At 63.1% G+C, this 15,050-nt stretch carries 14 protein-coding genes and 1 tRNA gene; 5 read left to right on the top strand and 10 right to left on the bottom strand.

The window, feature by feature from the left end:
* The first annotated feature begins 189 nt into the window (after positions 1 to 189).
* The 4 genes from LB565_RS06600 to dprA all read left to right on the top strand — a co-directional run bounded on the left by LB565_RS06600 (position 190) and on the right by dprA (position 4,327).
* Positions 190 to 1,155, top strand: coding sequence for an aspartate carbamoyltransferase catalytic subunit (locus LB565_RS06600; protein ID WP_224582334.1), 966 nt, complete (start codon positions 190 to 192; stop codon positions 1,153 to 1,155).
* Positions 1,152 to 2,438: a dihydroorotase gene (locus tag LB565_RS06595; RefSeq protein WP_224582333.1), complete on the top strand. Its 1,287-nt coding sequence runs from the start codon at positions 1,152 to 1,154 to the stop codon at positions 2,436 to 2,438. Before LB565_RS06600 ends, LB565_RS06595 begins: the two co-directional genes overlap by 4 nt.
* A gap of 183 nt (positions 2,439 to 2,621) precedes the next feature.
* On the top strand, positions 2,622 to 3,203 hold the full coding sequence (gene plsY, locus LB565_RS06590) for a glycerol-3-phosphate 1-O-acyltransferase PlsY (protein WP_224582332.1): 582 nt from the start codon (positions 2,622 to 2,624) through the stop codon (positions 3,201 to 3,203).
* Positions 3,200 to 4,327 (top strand): DNA-processing protein DprA, encoded by a 1,128-nt coding sequence (dprA, locus tag LB565_RS06585; protein WP_224582331.1) that lies wholly within the window; start codon positions 3,200 to 3,202, stop codon positions 4,325 to 4,327. Before plsY ends, dprA begins: the two co-directional genes overlap by 4 nt.
* Positions 4,328 to 4,358: 31 nt before the next feature.
* Here dprA and LB565_RS06580 read toward each other — a convergent pair whose 3' ends face one another.
* Both LB565_RS06580 and LB565_RS06575 read right to left on the bottom strand, forming a co-directional pair.
* Positions 4,359 to 5,501: a hypothetical protein gene (locus tag LB565_RS06580; RefSeq protein WP_224582330.1), complete on the bottom strand. Its 1,143-nt coding sequence runs from the start codon at positions 5,499 to 5,501 to the stop codon at positions 4,359 to 4,361.
* Between the two features lie 463 nt (positions 5,502 to 5,964).
* Positions 5,965 to 6,040: transfer RNA gene (locus LB565_RS06575), tRNA-Lys, on the bottom strand.
* Positions 6,041 to 6,355: 315 nt separating this feature from the next.
* On the opposite strand from LB565_RS06575, the gene LB565_RS06570 reads away from it, so the two are divergent.
* Entirely contained in the window at positions 6,356 to 6,811 is a 456-nt protein-coding gene (locus tag LB565_RS06570; RefSeq protein ID WP_224582329.1) for a BA14K family protein, read from the top strand.
* Positions 6,812 to 6,907: 96 nt separating this feature from the next.
* Here LB565_RS06570 and LB565_RS06565 read toward each other — a convergent pair whose 3' ends face one another.
* From LB565_RS06565 to LB565_RS06530, 8 genes are all read right to left on the bottom strand, one after another.
* Complete coding sequence (locus tag LB565_RS06565; protein ID WP_224582328.1) at positions 6,908 to 7,384, bottom strand: DUF6882 domain-containing protein; 477 nt, start codon at positions 7,382 to 7,384, stop codon at positions 6,908 to 6,910.
* Between the two features lie 25 nt (positions 7,385 to 7,409).
* Positions 7,410 to 8,903: a glycerol kinase GlpK gene (glpK, locus tag LB565_RS06560; RefSeq protein ID WP_224582327.1), complete on the bottom strand. Its 1,494-nt coding sequence runs from the start codon at positions 8,901 to 8,903 to the stop codon at positions 7,410 to 7,412.
* A gap of 90 nt (positions 8,904 to 8,993) precedes the next feature.
* Complete coding sequence (locus tag LB565_RS06555; protein WP_224582326.1) at positions 8,994 to 10,718, bottom strand: ABC transporter substrate-binding protein; 1,725 nt, start codon at positions 10,716 to 10,718, stop codon at positions 8,994 to 8,996.
* A gap of 75 nt (positions 10,719 to 10,793) precedes the next feature.
* Positions 10,794 to 11,081, bottom strand: coding sequence for a DUF2160 domain-containing protein (locus LB565_RS06550; protein WP_224582325.1), 288 nt, complete (start codon positions 11,079 to 11,081; stop codon positions 10,794 to 10,796).
* A 3-nt stretch (positions 11,082 to 11,084) separates the two neighbouring features.
* Positions 11,085 to 11,993, bottom strand: coding sequence for a carbohydrate ABC transporter permease (locus LB565_RS06545; RefSeq protein ID WP_224511931.1), 909 nt, complete (start codon positions 11,991 to 11,993; stop codon positions 11,085 to 11,087).
* A gap of 1 nt (position 11,994) precedes the next feature.
* Entirely contained in the window at positions 11,995 to 12,861 is an 867-nt protein-coding gene (locus LB565_RS06540; protein WP_140545839.1) for a carbohydrate ABC transporter permease, read from the bottom strand.
* Positions 12,862 to 13,929: an ABC transporter ATP-binding protein gene (locus LB565_RS06535; RefSeq protein ID WP_224582324.1), complete on the bottom strand. Its 1,068-nt coding sequence runs from the start codon at positions 13,927 to 13,929 to the stop codon at positions 12,862 to 12,864. It abuts the gene before it with no gap.
* 10 nt (positions 13,930 to 13,939) lie between these two features.
* A complete protein-coding gene (locus LB565_RS06530; protein ID WP_224582323.1) occupies positions 13,940 to 15,019 on the bottom strand; it encodes an ABC transporter ATP-binding protein in 1,080 nt (359 codons plus the stop codon).
* Positions 15,020 to 15,050: the final 31 nt, after the last annotated feature.

The following is a 15,050-nucleotide window of genomic DNA, read 5'->3' as shown; positions in this document are numbered from 1 at the left end:
CAGTTGCCCAATCCTTCAGTTGGCCGAGAGGTCCTGACCATTTCCAAGGCCGCGGTCGCGAATCCGAACCCACTGGGCCTTATAGCCCAAGCCACGGAAGGCGCGCGACGAAAATACCGGGGAGAACGCCCGCAATCCAAAGCTGGCGCTTGCGGCAGGCCGGACCGCACCCTATAGCAGCGCCTTGAGATGACCGACGCTTCGTCCCTGCCGCTCTTCCCGCACCGCCACCTTCTGGGCATCCGCGACCTTTCCCCCGCCGATATCGAGCTGCTGCTAGACCGCGCCGACCGGGCCGTATCGATCTCACGACAACCGGAAAAGAAGACCTCGACGCTGCGCGGCCGCACCCAGATCAACCTGTTCTACGAGGCATCGACCCGCACGCAGTCGTCCTTCGAGCTCGCCGGCAAGCGTCTCGGCGCCGACGTCATGAACATGTCGGTGGCAAGCTCCTCGGTGAAGAAGGGCGAGACGCTGATCGACACGGCGATGACCCTCAACGCCATGCGGCCCGACATCCTGATCATCCGCCACCAATCGGCGGGCGCGGCTGCCCTGCTCGCCCAGAAGGTCGGCTGCTCGGTGGTCAATGCCGGCGACGGCGCGCATGAGCATCCGACGCAGGCGCTGCTCGACGCGCTGACCATCCGCCGCGCCAAGGGGCCGCTGTCGAAGCTGATCGTGGCGATCTGCGGCGACATCCTGCATTCGCGCGTCGCCCGCTCCAACATCATCCTTCTGAACGCACTTGGCGCGCAAGTGCGGGTCGTCGCGCCCTCGACGCTGCTGCCCTGCGGCATCGACAGGATGGGGGTGATCGTGTCGCGCTCGATGGCCGAGGGACTGAAGGACGCCGACGTGGTGATGATGCTGCGCCTGCAGCGCGAGCGCATGGAAGGCGCCTTCGTGCCGTCGATCCGCGAATATTTCCGCTATTTTGGCCTGGATGCCGAAAAGCTGAAAGCCGCCAAGGACGATGCGCTGGTCATGCATCCCGGCCCGATGAACCGCGGCGTCGAGATCGCCTCCGAAATCGCCGACGGGCCGCAAAGCGTCATCCAGGAACAGGTGGAGATGGGTGTCGCCGTGCGCATGGCGGTGATGGAAGCGCTGCTTGACCCGCGCCGCAACCATGAAGGGCGCGGCGCATGAGCGCGACCGTTTTCAGCAAGGCACACATTGTCGACCCCTCGCGCGGCGTCGATGAAATTGGCAACGTGATCGTCGACGGCCGCAAGATCGTCGCGGCTGGGAAAGCCGCATTGAACCAGGGCGTGCCGGAAGGCGCCACCGTCGTCGACTGCGCCGGCAAGACGATCATTCCAGGCCTTGTCGACGCGCGCGTCTTCATCGGCGAGCCCGGCGGCGAGCATCGCGAGACCATCGCCTCGGCAAGCGTGGCGGCCGCAGCCGGCGGCGTCACCTCCATCGTCATGATGCCGGACACCGATCCGGTGATCGACAATGTGGCGCTGGTCGAGTTCGTGCTGCGCACGGCGCGCGACACCGCAAGCGTCAACATCTTCCCGGCGGCCGCGATCACCAAGGGCCTCGAAGGCCGCGAGATGACCGAATTCGGCCTGCTGCGCGAGGCCGGCGCCGTCGCCTATACCGACGGCCGCCACACGATCGCCAATGCGCTGGTGATGCGCCGCGCGCTGACCTATGCCCGCGACTTCGGCGGCGTGATCGCGCATGAAACGCAAGATGCCGACCTCGCCTCGTCCGGCGTGATGAACGAAGGGCTCTATGCGAGCTGGCTCGGCCTGTCGGGCATTCCGCGCGAGGCCGAGCTCATCCCGCTCGAACGCGACCTGGCATTGGCCCGGCTGACCGGCGGAGCCTATCACGCGGCAAAGATCTCATCGGCGATGGCGGCCGGCGCGGTGAACCGGGCAAAGACGGATGGCGCCAATGTCACGGCCGGGGTCGCCATTCACAATCTGTCGCTCAACGAGAACGACGTCGGCGAGTACCGCACCTTCTTCCGGCTGACCCCGCCCTTGCGCGCCGAGGACGACCGGCTGGCGATGATCGAGGCGATCAAGGACGGCACGATCGACATCATCGTCTCCTCGCACGACCCGCAGGACGTCGACACCAAGCGCCTGCCCTTCGCCGATGCCGCCGCCGGCGCGATCGGGCTGGAGACGCTGCTTGGCGCGGCACTTCGGCTCTACCACAATGGCGATGTGCCGCTGCTGCGACTGATCGAGACGCTGTCCACCGCGCCGGCAAAACTGTTCGACCTGCCGGGCGGCACGCTGCAGCCCGGCAGGCCGGCCGATCTCGCGGTCGTCGATCTCGACGAGCCGTGGATCGTCAGCGAAAGCGGCCTGCGCTCGCGTTCGAAGAACACTTGCTTCGAAGGCGCGCGCCTGCAGGGCAAGGTTCTGCAAACGGTGGTGGCGGGCCGCACGGTGTTTACCGCATAGACCAGCCGTCGCTTTGAACTCTGCCGATCCTGCCGCACAGAGTTGCTTGGCGAACCCTTCCGACTCTACCATTATGACCACTGATCCTCGAGCAGGCCAGGGTCTTGCCAACTATGGTTGCATAGCGCACAGTGGCTCAACTTTAGGGCGAGCACCCGCAGACAAAGGAATATGGGGGAGACAATGGGTTACGCGATCGCGCTCGTCTTCGGCTATCTGCTCGGCTCGATCCCGTTCGGGCTCTTGATCACCCGCGCGGCCGGCCTCGGAGATGTCCGCAATATCGGCTCCGGCAATATCGGCGCGACCAATGTTCTGAGGACAGGCAACAAGGGCCTCGCTGCCGCAACGCTGCTGCTCGACGCGCTGAAGGGCACGGCCGCGGCGCTCATCGCCGGGCATTTTTCGCCGAACTTCGGACTGTTGGCCGGCTTCGGCGCCTTTCTCGGCCATCTCTTCCCGGTCTGGCTCGGCTTCAAGGGCGGCAAGGGCGTCGCCACCTATCTCGGTGTGTTGATCGGCCTTGCCTGGCAAGGCATGCTCGTCTTCGCCGTCGTCTGGCTCGCTATGGCGTTCCTGTTCCGCTATTCCTCGCTGGCGGCATTGGCGGCTGCGGTGGTCGTGCCGATCGCGCTCTATTTCACAAGCACGCCGCAGATCGCCGGCCTGTTCGCCGTGATGAGCCTGATCGTCATCGCCAAGCATCGTGCCAACATCTCGCGGCTGCTGGCCGGCACCGAAGGCAAGATCGGGGCGAAGGGATGAGCGCCCTGGCCGCCGGCCCGCGCCTCAGCGACCGGCAGCGGCTTGCCTGGCTTCGCCTGATCCGCACGCCCAATGTCGGCCCGGCTTCGTTTCGCGAGCTGATCAACCGCTTCGGCTCGGCCGAAGCTGCGCTTGAAATGCTGCCGGAGCTGATGATCTCTGGCGGCGCCAGCCGTATCGTCCGCGTCCCCTCCGTCGCCGAAGCCGAAGCCGAACTGGAAGCCGCCCGGCGCGCCGGCGCCCGCTTCGTCGGCATTGGCGAGGCCGACTATCCGCCCTTGCTGAAGACCCTCGACAACCCGCCGCCGCTCCTGGCGGTGAAAGGCGAAGGCGCGGTCTTCCGCTTGCCGGCGGTGGCGATCGTCGGCGCCCGCAATGCCTCGCTGGCCGGCATCAAGATGGCGCGCATGCTGGCAGCCGATCTCGGCCGCGAAGGCTACGCCATCGTTTCCGGCCTGGCGCGCGGCATCGATACCGCCGCGCACAAGGGCAGCGTCTCGACCGGCACTGTCGGCGTTTTGGCCGGCGGGCTCGATGTCCCCTACCCGCCCGAGAATGCCGGCCTATGCGACGAGATCGCCGACCGCGGCGGCGCCATCGTTTCGGAAATGCCGTTCGGCTGGCAGCCGCGCGCGCAGGACTTTCCGCGCCGCAACCGCCTAGTCGCCGGCATGGCGCTTGGGCTGGTGGTGGTCGAGGCGGCGCAGCGCTCCGGTTCGCTGATCAGCGCCCGCCTCGCCAACGAAATGGGGCGGTTGGTCTTTGCCGTGCCAGGTTCGCCGCTCGATCCGCGCGCCGCCGGCTGCAACGCGTTGCTCAAGGACGGCGTTACGCTCGTCACCGAAGCCGCCGACGTTCTCGGTGCGCTGGCGCCGCTTGCCGGCACCCGTCGTCAGCGGACCACGCCCCTTGCCGAGGCGCCCGACATGTCCGCCATGCCGCCGCCCCGCGAAAGCGAACGCGCCGATGTGCTGGAAGCGCTCGGGCCAACGCCGACAGGCATAGACGAGATCATCCGCCACACGGGACTGAGCGCCGCGCAGATTGCGATGGTGCTTCTGGAACTCGACCTGGCCGGACGGCTCGAGCGTCACGCCGGCGGGAATGTGTCGCTCATCACATGACTTGGCGCGTGCGCCCGCAACGCCGATTTCTCTACCGGAACAAATATTTGGACACTTCCGGATTGCCGCGGCGCCACATCACATTGTCGAGGAAATAGTGGTGCACATTGATGAATATCAGCACGATGAAGAAAAACAGCGACGAACCGAGCACCTGCTTGTCGTAGGGGACAAGCGCGGTCAGCACGAACGGGATCAGCCAGAAGCCGAGATAGCCGAGTGCGGCGCCTCCGACGATGAATCCCAGCACCCGCAGCCTGTAGCGGGGGCCAAGCGCGGATAGGATTTTCGGCTCCGGATCCCGCGCCGCATCCAAGACGTCACGCTCGACATTGGTTTGATAGCGCCACACCACGGCCAGATATTGCAGCGAGTGCAGCGCCGGCACCACCAGCAGCCAGAGCGGGTTTATCCTGGCAATCAGGATCCAGAGATAGAGGGACGCGACATAGGCAACGATACCGTTATACGGCAGGCCGCCATTCTTTCGCCAACGGTTGGCCAGCATCATGAGCGTGGCCGCCGTCGATGCGACGGCCGCCGCCAAGGCAATGTCGGTGATCCAAGAAGGCGCGGCGAAGGTGTAATACTGGAACCCGTAATACTGTCCCGCGGTCACCGCCGTGTTGGTGTGCAGCCAGGCCAAGATCCACACCGTGTAGCTGTTGACGAGCAAGACTTTCTTGTCCCGGTCATCGAAGAATTTGCGTTTCAAGACGGCATCGACCATCAGCATGCCGTAGCCCTGCTTGACGTAGTGCCAACCGACGAAGAAGAACATCGCGTTGGCCGCGAGGCCGAGCAGCCGCGTGTTCGACGTCGCCGCGCCATAGGCGAAGAACAGGACCATGATCACCGGAACGACGACGCCGGCGAAAATGTAGCGAAGCTGCAGGCTTCTGTCGTAGCCGTCGCCACGCGCCTTCCGGCCGAAATTGCGATAGAATATCTGGTAGGAATGCGCGAAATGCGGATAGTTCACCAGATAGGCCACGACGACCATCGTCGCAGCCAATGGACCTTCATAATCGCGCGGCACAAAGAACAGCACGGGCAGGATCAGAAACGCGCTGCCGCCGAGCATGAGGAAATCGGCGATCGGGCCGAAGAGATATTTGCCGGGCGGCGTCGCCGCTTTACGGGCGGTGGTCTCTACCGAAAGGTCAAGTGCCATCCTGGAGCCTCCCTCGGGGGGCCGAGTTTAACCATGACCCTGCCAATGGGACAAGTTTGCCGGGGCCGACTCTCATTGGTCTTGGGGAAGGTTACGCCGTTAGGGTAAGGCAGCCCGAGCGATCTTCATCAGCCGCTCTCTGGCTTCTGCCACGCGCTTCTGTTCCAACCTTATGCGGTCGCACAGCGCAAGGTTGATCCCTACGCCACAGTCCTCGTCTAGCATTTCCTTTGCGTGATTGAGAGAAGTCTCTGCGCGCTTTACGCTCTGCCTGGCCCTGGCCAGTTCCAAGTTCAGTACGTCCACTGTATCCGCGTCCCAGATTGCGGTCCCTTCAACAGGGAAACAGCCGCGCGCAAGTTTTTGTTCCGATTGCCGGGGACGCAGACGACACGTCCTGCTTCGGTCGCCCGTATGGAAGCGTCGGCAGGTTTGCTCTGGCATCTATTTGGGTGTTGAAATTTGGTGAGCGCGATGGGATTCGAACCCATGACCTACTGATTAAAAGTCAGTTGCTCTACCGGCTGAGCTACGCGCTCCCGCGGGCTCGAAACGCCGCCCTCGAAATTGCGCGGAACATAGGGAGAGTGCCGCGGCCGGTCAACCGGAAAAAGACGGGCTTCCAAGGCGGATTTTTTGAACGGATTCGAAGGCGCGCCGAGAGTATTTGCGAACGGCTTTCGATGCCTGCGCCAATGGCCCGGCTCCGGGCTACTTTAAAAATCCCTACAATAACAAATCCCTACAATAACAATGGGCTGAAACAATGGACTGATGATGGAACGAGGAACCATTGCAACCGAGGTCCGTTTCGCAAAACAGGGACGTCCCATCAACCATCGAGGAGAAGATCAATGAACAAGATCGCATCGGGCCTGCTGGCAACCGCTCTCTCGGCGTCGTTCGTCGCGGCGGAGATGGTGCCGGTCAATGCTCAGCCAGCTTATGTGCCACAACCCCAGGGCCTGTCGTCGGATGTCCAGACCGTGCAGTATCGGGATTGGAGGAGGCACCGTGCCTTCAACCGGGATTTCTCGCGCCGTGATGGCGCGGTCTACTGGAACGGCCATCGCGGCTATCGTGAATATCGCCGCGGCTATCGCCGGCACGGCGACTATTGGTTCCCGCTGGCAGCCTTCGCCACCGGTGCATTGATCACCGGCGCGATCGTCAACAGCGAGAACAACCGCGTCTATCGCGGCAATTCCCATGTCCAATGGTGCTACGACCGCTACCGCTCTTATCGCGCCTCGGACAACACCTTCCAGCCTAACAGCGGTCCGCGTCGGCAGTGCGTGTCGCCCTATTGACGGCCTTTAGTCAGTACCCAAGGCCTTGACCGACCGAGCCCGCACCGCAAGGCGCGGGCTCTCTCTTTCTGATTTGCTTTGCAACGAACGACCTGGTCAGTTCGCCCATCGTATAGTCTTGAAAACCAAATACAGAGCGCCGCCTTCGCCGCGCGGGGAGCGGTAAGCTCCAAGCGCATTGCAAACCCGAACCATCGCCGCCGTCAGTTCCCAGCCAAATGCTTCCAGGTCACCGCCCGTATCGTCCACATAGGCTTGGGCCAGGTCGTCCACGCCCTTTTCCTCGCCGAAGGACCGCACCAGTTTGGCGTCGCCGAGAAGGTCGCCAGGCAAGTTCGAATTGGCCCACGCCCAGAGCCAATTGCCGGCCTTGGCGCTGGTGGAGCCCGCAATCTGGATTTCCGAAACGACCTTGACGCCACTCTGGTCGGAAAACACCAGTTTTCCCGCCGTCAAGTCGTAGTTATAACGTGACCAACTGCCGAGGCGGAAATCCTTCGCCAGGCGCGCATTCTTGGCCGTGAGCTGTTGGAAGGCCTCATCGCGCCAAGCAGGATACCAATCCGGCTGCATTCCCCTCGCCCAATCCCGTAAATCGCTATCGCACGCTTAGCGTCCTGCGCACCGCATCGCGCCATCCGGCCAGCTTCGCCCCGCGCATTGCGGCGTCCATTTCCGGCTTGAAGCGCCGCTCCAACGCCCAGCTCTTGCCGAATTCCTTAGCTTTCGGCCAGACACCCGCCTTTGACCCGGCAAGCCAGGCCGCGCCCAGCGCTGTCGTCTCCAGGATTGTCGGACGGTCGACCGGCGCGTCGAGAATGTCGGCCAGCCTCTGCATGGTCCAATCGGATGCCACCATGCCACCGTCGACGCGAAGCACCGTCTTGGCCGAGGCGCCTTTCCAGTCCTTGCGCATCGCGTCGAGCAGGTCGCGCGTCTGGAAGGCGACGGATTCAAGTGCGGCGCGCGCAAACTCTGCCGGGCCCGAATTGCGCGTCAGGCCGAAAATCGCGCCGCGCGCATCCGCGTCCCAATGCGGCGCGCCGAGGCCGACAAAGGCCGGCACCAGGTAAACCTGCTGCGCCGGATCGGCGCTCGCCGCGAGCGCACCACTTTGCTCGGCCTTGCCGATCACCTTGATGCTGTCGCGCAGCCACTGCACGGCGGCGCCCGCGATGAAGATCGAGCCTTCCAGCGCGTAGATGGTCGTGCCGTTCAATCGGTAGGCGATCGTGGTCAGAAGCCGGTTCCTCGAGCGTACCAGGTCAGCGCCAGTGTTGAGCAGCGCGAAGCAGCCGGTGCCGTAGGTCGACTTCATCATGCCGGGTTCGAAGCAGGCCTGGCCGATGGTCGCTGCGTGCTGGTCGCCGGCGACGCCGAGGATTCGCATCTCGGCCCCGAAAAGGCTTTTCTCGGTGACGCCGAAATCGTCGGCGCAATCCTTCACCTCAGGCAGGATCGCGGCCGGGATATTCAGGATCGAAAGCAGCTCGTCATCCCAGACATTCTTCTCGATGTTGTAGACCAGCGTGCGCGAAGCGTTGGTCGCGTCGGTGGCGTGCACTTGGCCGCCGGTCAGCCGCCAGATGAGAAAACTGTCGATGGTGCCGGCGAGCAGTTCGCCCTTCTCGGCGCGCTTCCTCGCACCCTTCACCTTGTCCAGCATCCAGGCGATCTTGGTGCCGGAGAAATAGGGGTCGAGCAGCAGGCCGGTCTTCTTCGTGAATGTCTTCTCCAGCCCCTGCTTCTTCAGCTTTTGGCAGAGCGGCGCGGTGCGGCGATCTTGCCAGACGATCGCATTGTGGATCGGCTTGCCGGTCGCCTTGTTCCAGATCACGACCGTCTCGCGCTGGTTGGTGATGCCGATCGCGGCGACATCGGATGCGGTGCGCCCGGCCGCCTTCAGCGCCGATTTCACCGTGGCGAGAACGCTCATCCAAATGTCTTCCGGGTCGTGTTCGACCCAGCCGGAAGCCGGATAATGCTGCGTGAATTCCTGCTGGCCGGTGCCGGCGACTTTCATCCTGTCGTCGAACAGGATCGCCCGGGTCGAGGTCGTTCCCTGGTCGATCGCCAGCACAAAACCGCTCATTCCATCCCTCCACTTCTCATGCAACAGGGGAGACGGCCAAGCCGCCTCCCCCCGCATTTCTGAATGGGCACGTATGCCCACGTTGTGCGCTTACTTCTGCCAGCTCTTGACCAGCTCGTCATAGTTGACGGTGACCGGCTTGTCCTTCTCGTTCTCGACCTTGAGCTGCGGCGCAAGGGTGCCCTTCGAGACGGCGTCCTTGTTCCAGTATTCGAGATCGTGCTCTTCGGCCATTTTCGGTCCGATGTCGCCCTGCACGCCTGACTTCTCGAGGCGGGAGAGCACCTTTTCCTGGTCAGCGCAGAGCGAATCCATCGCTTCCTGCGGGCTCTTGGCGCCCGAGGAGGCATCGCCGATGTTCTGCCACCAGAGCTGCGCCAGCTTGGGATAATCCGGAACATTGGTGCCGGTCGGGGTCCACTGCACGCGCGCCGGCGAGCGGTAGAACTCGATCAAACCGCCAAGCTTCGGCGCCCGTTCGGTGAAGCTCTTGTCGTGGATCGTGGAGTCGCGGATGAAGGTGAGACCGACCTGGCTCTTCTTCACGTCGACGGTCTTCGAGGTGACGAACTGCGCATAGAGCCAGGCAGCCTTGGCGCGGTCGGTCGGCGTCGACTTCAAGAGCGTCCAGGAACCTGCGTCCTGGTAGCCGAGCTTCATGCCGTCCTTCCAATAGACGCCATGCGGCGACGGCGCGACGCGCCACTTCGGCGTGCCGTCATCGTTCACCACCGGCAGGCCGGGCTTGGCCATGTCGGCGGTGAAGGCCGTGTACCAGAATATCTGCTGAGCGATGTTGCCCTGCGAAGGTACCGGGCCAGACTCGGAGAAGGTCATGCCCTGGGCTTCCGGCGGCGCATAGGCCTTCAGCCAGTCGAGGTATTTCTGGATGGCATAGACCGAGGCTGGGCCGTTGGTGTCGCCGCCGCGGGCAACGCAGGAGCCCACGGGCCGCGACTTCTCGTCGACCTTGATGCCCCATTCGTCGACCGGCTTGCCGTTCGGGATGCCCTTGTCGCCATTACCGGCCATGGAGAGCCAGGCATCGGTGAACCGCCAGCCGAGCGACGGGTCCTTCTTGCCGTAGTCCATGTGGCCATAGACCTTCTTGCCGCCGATCTCACGGCCGGTGAAGAACTGAGCGATGTCCTCATAGGCCGACCAGTTGACCGGGACGCCGAGGTCGTAGCCGTATTTGGCCTTGAAGTCGGCCTTGTTCTTCTCGTCGTTGAACCAGTCGTAACGGAACCAATAGAGGTTCGCGAACTGCTGGTCGGGCAATTGGTAGAGCTTGCCGTCCGGCGCCGTCGTGAACGACTTGCCGATGAAGTCGTCGACGTCGAGCATCGGATCGGTGACGTCCTTGCCCTCGCCAGCCATCCAGTCGGTCAGGTTGCGCGCTTGCTGGTAGCGCCAATGCGTGCCGATCAAGTCGGAATCGTTGACCCAGCCGTCATAAAGGTTCTGCCCCGTCTGCATCTGGGTCTGGATCTTCTCCACGACGTCGCCTTCCTGGATGACGTCGTGCGTGACCTTGATGCCGGTGATCGCGGTGAACGCGGGCGCCAGCACCTGGGATTCATACTGATGCGTCGTCAGCGTTTCCGACACCACCTTGATTTCCATGCCGGCGAACGGCTTGGCGGCGTCGATAAACCACTGCATTTGCTTTTCCTGATCGGCGCGCGAGAGCGTCGACAGGTCGCCTATCTCCTTATCGAGAAAGGCTTTTGCTTCATTCATGCCGGCATAGGCATGGCCCGCTCCGAGCAATAGGACAAGGGCGGTCGTCGATGTTAGAAATTGCCGTCGCATGTGTCTCCTCCACTTAGGTTTCAAGTTCGATCCGGAGCGGGCCGCCAGCACGCGGCCGCTCCGGCTATTCCCCCTCTATACGTATCGGAATACGCCAATCGCGTAGACCACGGAGAGAGCGAGAGCCCACCAAAGGTTGGGTCCGACTAGACCCAGCCAAGCGAGATGGATGAAGGCGCTGCCGAGCAGCGAAACGAAGAGGCGGTCGCCGCGCGTCGTCTCGAAGCGCAGCACCCCGACGCGCGGATTGCCGCCGGGCGAAACATATTCCCAAACGCCCATGCCAAAGAGCATCAGCGCAATGACGATGAAGAAGGCGGCCGTCGGCCACGTCCACGCCATCCAGGAGAAGTCGAGATTCATGGCTTAGACCCTCCCCAGGGCGAAGCCCTTGGCGATATAATTCCGCACGAACCAGATGACCAAAGCGCCGGGGATCAGCGTCAGCACGCCGGCGGCGGCGAGCAGGCCCCAGTCCATGCCGGCGGCGGAGACCGTTCGGGTCATGGTGGCGGCGATCGGCTTGGCGTCGGTCGTGGTCAGCGTGCGGGCGATCAGGAGTTCGACCCACGAGAACATGAAGCAGAAGAAGCAGGCGACGCCGATACCGCTGGCGATCAGCGGCATGAAGATCTTCACGAAGAAGCGCGGGAACGAATAGCCGTCGATATAGGCGGTCTCATCGATCTCCTTCGGCACGCCGGACATGAAACCTTCGAGGATCCATACCGCCAAAGGCACATTGAACAGGCAATGCGCCAGCGCTACCGCGATATGCGTGTCGATCATGCCGAAGGCCGAATAGAGCTGGAAGAACGGCAGCGCGAACACCGCCGGCGGCGCCATGCGGTTGGTGAGCAGCCAGAAGAACAAATGCTTGTCGCCGAGGAAGCGGTAGCGCGAGAAGGCATAGGCTGCCGGCAGCGCGACCGCCACCGAGATCACCATGTTCATCACCACATAGGTGATCGAATTGATGTAGCCCGAATACCAGGACGCATCGGTGAAGATGATCTTGTAATTGCGCAGCGTCGGCTCGTGCGGAAAGAGCGTCAGCGAGGAGATGATCTCCTGGTTGGTCTTGAAGCTCATATTGATGAGCCAGTAGATCGGCAACAGCAGCACGATGATGTAGATCGTCGGCACGATCCACCACCAGCGCGATTCCTCGCCGCGGCGGCGCATCAGCTTCGCCACCTCGTCCTGCGACAGCGTGCTGCCTACCTCGGTCACCGCCGCTTCGCTCACGCGCGTCGTCTCGTTGGCGCTCGCCATCTCAGCGCTCCGCGTCGTAATTGGTCATCACGGTGTAGAACACCCACGACAACAACAGGATGATCAGGAAGTAGACCAGCGACATCGCCGCCGCCGGACCGAGGTCGAACTGGCCGAGCGCGGTCTTGACGAGGTCGATCGACAGGAAAGTCGTCGAATTGCCGGGGCCGCCGCCGGTGACGACGAAGGGCTCGGTATAGATCATGAAACTGTCCATGAAGCGCAGCAGCACGGCGATCAGCAACACACGCTGCATCTTGGGCAGCTGGATGTAGCGGAACACCGCCCAGCGCGAGGCGCCGTCGATCTTGGCCGCCTGGTAGAAGGCGTCCGGGATCGAGACCAGGCCGGCATAGCACAGCAGCACCACCAGGCTCGTCCAATGCCAGACGTCCATGACGATGACGGTGACCCAGGCGTCGAACGGATCCTGGACATAGTTGTAGTTGAAGCCCAGCGCGTTGACATAATAGCCGAGCAGACCAATGTCGTTGCGGCCGAACACCTGCCAGATCGTGCCGACGACGTTCCACGGAATGAGCAGCGGCAGCGCCATCAACACCAGGCAGACCGGCACGCCCCAGCCCTTCTTCGGCATATTGAGCGCGATGAAGATGCCGAGCGGCACCTCGATCGCCAGGATAATGAAGGAGAAGATCAGGTTGCGCACCATCGCTTCCCAGAAGCGGTCGGAGTGCAGCAATTCCTCGAACCATTCGGTACCGGCCCAGAAGAAGACGTTGTTGCCGAACGTGTCCTGCACCGAATAGTTGACGACCGTCATCAGCGGGATCACGGCCGAGAACGCCACCAGCACCAGCATCGGCAGGACAAGGAACCAGGCCTTGTTGTTCCAGGTCTTGTCCATTTATGCCCCCATCTCGACGCGCCAGGAATCGGCATAGATGTTGATGCCGGCCGGATCGAAGCGGACTTTTGGCTCGGCCGGCACCTCGTCGTCCTCGCCGATCACCGCAGCGATCTCCCTGCCCTCAAGATTGGCACGAACCACCTTGTGGCGGCCGACATCCTCGACCTTGCTGACCTGCACCGCCATGCCTTCGCGGCCGAGCCGCACATATTCGGGACGGATGCCGAGCTCGACGGCGCCGGCCTCAGCCTTCGGCACGCCCGGCAATTCGATGCGCTGCGCGCCGAGCTTCGCCGTCCTGCCTTCCAGCGCAACCGGAAGCACGTTCATGCCCGGCGAGCCGATGAAATAGCCGACGAAAGTGTGGCGCGGGCGCTCGAAGAGTTCGGCCGGCGTGCCGATCTGGACGATCTCGCCGTCATACATGACCACCACCCGGTCGGCGAAAGTCAGCGCTTCGGTCTGGTCGTGCGTGACATAGACCATCGTGTAGCCGAAGCGGCGGTGCAGCTGCTTCAACTGCGAGCGCAGCACCCATTTCATATGCGGGTCGATGACCGTCAGCGGCTCGTCGAACAGGATGGCGTTGACGTCGGAGCGCACCAGGCCGCGTCCAAGCGAGATCTTCTGCTTCTGGTCTGCGGTGAGCCGGCGCGCCTTCCTGTTCGCCATCGAAGCGAGATCGATCATGTCGAGCGTCTCGCGCACCTTGCGATCGACATCGGCTTCCGGCACGCGGCGGTTGCGCAGCGGGAAGGCCAGATTGTCGTAGACGGTCATGGTGTCGTAGATGACCGGAAACTGGAACACCTGCGCGATATTGCGCTCCTGCGTCGACAGATTGGTCACGTCCCGGCCATTGAACAGCAACCGGCCGTGCGAGGGGTGCAGCAGTCCCGAGATGATGTTGAGCAAGGTGGTCTTGCCGCAGCCTGACGGCCCGAGCAGCGCGTAGGCGCCGCCATCCTCGAAGGTGTGATGCACTTCCTTCAGCGCGAAATCGGAATCCTTCTGCGGGTTGGGCAGGTAGGAATGGCGGATGTGGTTGACCTCGATGCGCGCCATCGTTTGCTCCTCAGGCCGCCAGCTTCGACGCCGTCACGGCGCGGCCGTTATGGTCGAACACCATGATGTGACGCGGATCGATGAATACTTCGACCTCGTCGTCCGTTTCGAAATCGAGAATGCCATGCGCAAGCATCACCCAGCGCGCATCGGCGAAGTCGAGGTGGACGAAGCTTTCCGAGCCGGTGATCTCGGTGATTGTGACCTTGGCCCGCACCGGCACGGCGCTGGCGTTCGGCCGCCCCAGCGACAAATGATGCGGCTGGAAGCCGATCGTGTAGCTTGCGTCCGGGATGCCGTTGAGCTCCGGCGGCACCGGCAATTTGACGCCGCCTTCGAGCAGGAAGTCCGAGCCTTTCTTAGAGAGCACGATGGTGTTGAGAGGCGGATCGGCGAAGGTCCTTGCCGTCACCAGGTCGACCGGCTTGCGGAACACTTCGACGGTCGGGCCGAATTGCGTGACGCGGCCTTCCGAAAGCGTGGCCGTATTGCCGCCGAGCAAAAGCGCTTCGTGCGGCTCGGTTGTGGCGTAGACGAAGATGGTGCCGGTGGCGGCGAAGATCTTCGGCAATTCGGCGCGCAACTCCTCGCGCAGCTTGTAGTCGAGATTGGCCAAAGGCTCGTCGAGCAGCACCAAGCTGGCATTCTTGACGATCGCGCGGGCAAGCGCGGTGCGCTGCTGCTGCCCCCCGGACAGGCTGAGCGGCGTGCGCTCGAGATAGGGCGTCAGCTTCAAAAGCGCCGCCGCGTTGCGCACTTCCTTGTCGATCCTGGCCTGCTCGACGCCGGCGACCCGAAGCGGCGAGGCGATGTTCTCGTAGACGGTCATCGCCGGGTAATTGATGAACTGCTGGTAGACCATGGCGACGTTGCGCTTCTGCACCTTCTGTCCGGTGACGTCCTTGCCGTCGAACCAGACCGAGCCCGAAGTCGGCGCGTCGAGGCCCGCCATCAGCCGCATCAGGCTGGTCTTGCCGGAAAGCGTCGGCCCGAGGAGCACGTTCAGTGAGCCATGCTGAAGCGTCAGCGACACGTCGCGGATATGCTCCTGAGCGCCGACCGTCTTCGTCACGTTCCTCAGTTCCAGCATCACGCCTCCTCCCAGGCCTTGCGCATCAGCG

Origin of the sequence: Mesorhizobium sp. CA14 (assembly GCF_020165195.1) — a bacterium.
GTDB lineage: Bacteria > Pseudomonadota > Alphaproteobacteria > Rhizobiales > Rhizobiaceae > Mesorhizobium.
The sequence above is the reverse complement of the archived record's forward strand: the minus strand, read 5'-3'. Positions and strand labels throughout refer to the sequence as shown.

Bases quoted from the DNA above. Each gene is read 5' to 3' on its own strand.
- LB565_RS06530 (WP_224582323.1), bottom strand. From the start codon at position 15,019: ATGCTGGAACTGAGGAACGTGACGAAGACGGTCGGCGCTCAGGAGCAT.
- plsY (WP_224582332.1), top strand. From the start codon at position 2,622: ATGGGTTACGCGATCGCGCTCGTCTTCGGCTATCTGCTCGGCTCGATC.
- dprA (WP_224582331.1), top strand. From the start codon at position 3,200: ATGAGCGCCCTGGCCGCCGGCCCGCGCCTCAGCGACCGGCAGCGGCTT.
- LB565_RS06555 (WP_224582326.1), bottom strand. From the start codon at position 10,718: ATGCGACGGCAATTTCTAACATCGACGACCGCCCTTGTCCTATTGCTC.
- LB565_RS06580 (WP_224582330.1), bottom strand. From the start codon at position 5,501: ATGGCACTTGACCTTTCGGTAGAGACCACCGCCCGTAAAGCGGCGACG.
- LB565_RS06595 (WP_224582333.1), top strand. From the start codon at position 1,152: ATGAGCGCGACCGTTTTCAGCAAGGCACACATTGTCGACCCCTCGCGC.
- LB565_RS06550 (WP_224582325.1), bottom strand. From the start codon at position 11,081: ATGAATCTCGACTTCTCCTGGATGGCGTGGACGTGGCCGACGGCCGCC.
- LB565_RS06545 (WP_224511931.1), bottom strand. From the start codon at position 11,993: ATGGCGAGCGCCAACGAGACGACGCGCGTGAGCGAAGCGGCGGTGACC.
- LB565_RS06535 (WP_224582324.1), bottom strand. From the start codon at position 13,929: ATGGCGCGCATCGAGGTCAACCACATCCGCCATTCCTACCTGCCCAAC.
- LB565_RS06540 (WP_140545839.1), bottom strand. From the start codon at position 12,861: ATGGACAAGACCTGGAACAACAAGGCCTGGTTCCTTGTCCTGCCGATG.
- LB565_RS06570 (WP_224582329.1), top strand. From the start codon at position 6,356: ATGAACAAGATCGCATCGGGCCTGCTGGCAACCGCTCTCTCGGCGTCG.
- LB565_RS06565 (WP_224582328.1), bottom strand. From the start codon at position 7,384: ATGCAGCCGGATTGGTATCCTGCTTGGCGCGATGAGGCCTTCCAACAG.
- glpK (WP_224582327.1), bottom strand. From the start codon at position 8,903: ATGAGCGGTTTTGTGCTGGCGATCGACCAGGGAACGACCTCGACCCGG.
- LB565_RS06600 (WP_224582334.1), top strand. From the start codon at position 190: ATGACCGACGCTTCGTCCCTGCCGCTCTTCCCGCACCGCCACCTTCTG.